The following is a 1,782-nucleotide window of genomic DNA, read 5'->3' as shown; positions in this document are numbered from 1 at the left end:
AGGCCAACCGGTGAAATGAGGTAATTTAAATTCCGGAAAGGTAGTTATTAATTTATAGTTTCAAATCTCTCCCATAAATTCCGCTATTGCAACCCACGAACACCAGGGCGGGCTTTTGCTGATCATAAAAATCACGATGGTGATACATTCCAAAATGCAGTTGCAGGAGCGCCATGAAGTGAAGGCTGTAGCTGCCGGCGCCAATATGCTGATCAAAGTAATTATCCAGATCATTTTGATTGATATGGTATTCTCATTGGATTCCATACTCACCGTTGCAGGCCTGGTGGACAATGTGCTGATCATGATCATTGCGGTAGTGGTTGCCATAGGTATCATGATGCTGTTTGCAGGCCCTGTAAGCCGCATCATCATAAGTCATAAGAAAACGAACTATAAAACTACCTCCCGTGACAGGAGTGATAGTAACGGGGCTTTACTTTTTGCTAAAAACTTCGTTTGGCAAAATCGCCTCAAATCGGAATTTCGTCAAGTGCAACCGTGCGTCAGCATTTCCGACCATTACCCAAAGTTTGACAACAGACTAAAGTTATCTCCACTACTTTTTGACGCAAAATATTTGTTTCCTAAATAAGAAACTTTATCTTTGCTTAAAATTTAACTATGAATGGAAGAGTATAAATTTCGGGTTAAGTTTTTAGAAGAAGCGAAAGGCTTCTTGGATGAACTTGACGAAAAAGCGAGGGATAAAATTGTTTACAATATTTGGAAAGCCCGAAGCACGAACGACAAGGAACTTTTTAAAAAATTGCAAGACGAAATTTGGGAATTTAGAACAAAATTCAATAAAACTCATTATCGACTTTTTGCATTTTGGGACAAAACCGACAAAACTGATACAGTTGTAATATCAACTCACGGGCTGATTAAGAAAACAGACAAAATTCCAAAAAGCGAAATTGAAAAGGCAGAAAAATCAAGAGAAAAGTATTTTAACGAAAAAAATAAAAAGCAATGAAGACATATAATTTAGAAGATTTGACCGACAAATACATCGGTAAAAAAGGGACTAAAAAGCGTGACGAATTTGAGAACGAACTTCGGTTAGACTTGTTGGGACAAGCGATCAAACAAGCCAGACAAGAGCGCAATTTGACACAAGAAGAGTTGGGAGAGCTTGTTGGCGTAAAAAAGGCGCAAATTTCTAAAATTGAAAATAGCGCAACCGACGCAAGATTTACAACTATTTTAAAAGTATTTGAAGCTTTGGGTGCAAGAGTGAACTTTAACGTAGAACTAAATAACCGGAAAATAGCATACTAACAATATGCCGAACGCACAACAAGGTATTCCCAAAAGTGGGGCTGAACGACTTCGATTGGGCATTGTGCAAAGTTGAACGGTTGTGCTTGACCAAATTTCATACCCGCGCTGCTGCCGTGCCGCACTTGCCCAAAGGGCCGCGTGCAACACGACGCTTGAACGAAATTTATCGCGATATTTTTTATTTTATTTTTGCGCCTCATAAGATCGCTACGCTTAGTTGGCTCCGATTTTACGCGGCTTTATTTTTGCTCAAACTTCGTTTTGCAAATTCCCCCACTGGCGCAAGCGTCCGCTTGTGCCAGTAATGCTCGGATAGTATGAACACTTCCTCCAACAAAATAATCCCTCCGTTCTTTTAATTATATAAACCAACCGGTGAAAAGAGGTAATTTAAATGCCGGAAAGGTGGTTACTAATTGATAAATTCAAATATCCCTATAAATTCCGTTATTGCAACCCGCGAACAACAGGGCGGGTTTTCCTGACACTTCGATT

Annotated in this window: 3 protein-coding genes; all 3 read left to right on the top strand. The window is 39.6% G+C overall.

The features are described from left to right. Positions 1-115 precede the first annotated feature (115 nt). Genes OD355_RS13755 through OD355_RS13745 form a run of 3 tightly spaced genes read left to right on the top strand, consistent with a single transcriptional unit; the run spans position 116 to position 1,284 of the window. A complete protein-coding gene (locus tag OD355_RS13755) occupies positions 116-595 on the top strand; it encodes a TerC family protein (protein ID WP_263039071.1) in 480 nt (159 codons plus the stop codon). Positions 596-628: 33 nt separating this feature from the next. Next, complete coding sequence (locus tag OD355_RS13750; RefSeq protein WP_263039070.1) at positions 629-979, top strand: type II toxin-antitoxin system RelE/ParE family toxin; 351 nt, start codon at positions 629-631, stop codon at positions 977-979. After that, entirely contained in the window at positions 976-1,284 is a 309-nt protein-coding gene (locus OD355_RS13745; RefSeq protein ID WP_263039069.1) for a helix-turn-helix domain-containing protein, read from the top strand. Before OD355_RS13750 ends, OD355_RS13745 begins: the two co-directional genes overlap by 4 nt. Positions 1,285-1,782 lie beyond the last annotated feature (498 nt).

Origin of the sequence: Haoranjiania flava (assembly GCF_025631005.1) — a bacterium.
Classification (GTDB): Bacteria; Bacteroidota; Bacteroidia; order Chitinophagales; family Chitinophagaceae; genus Haoranjiania; species Haoranjiania flava.
This window is presented reverse-complemented; position numbering and strand designations above follow the sequence as displayed.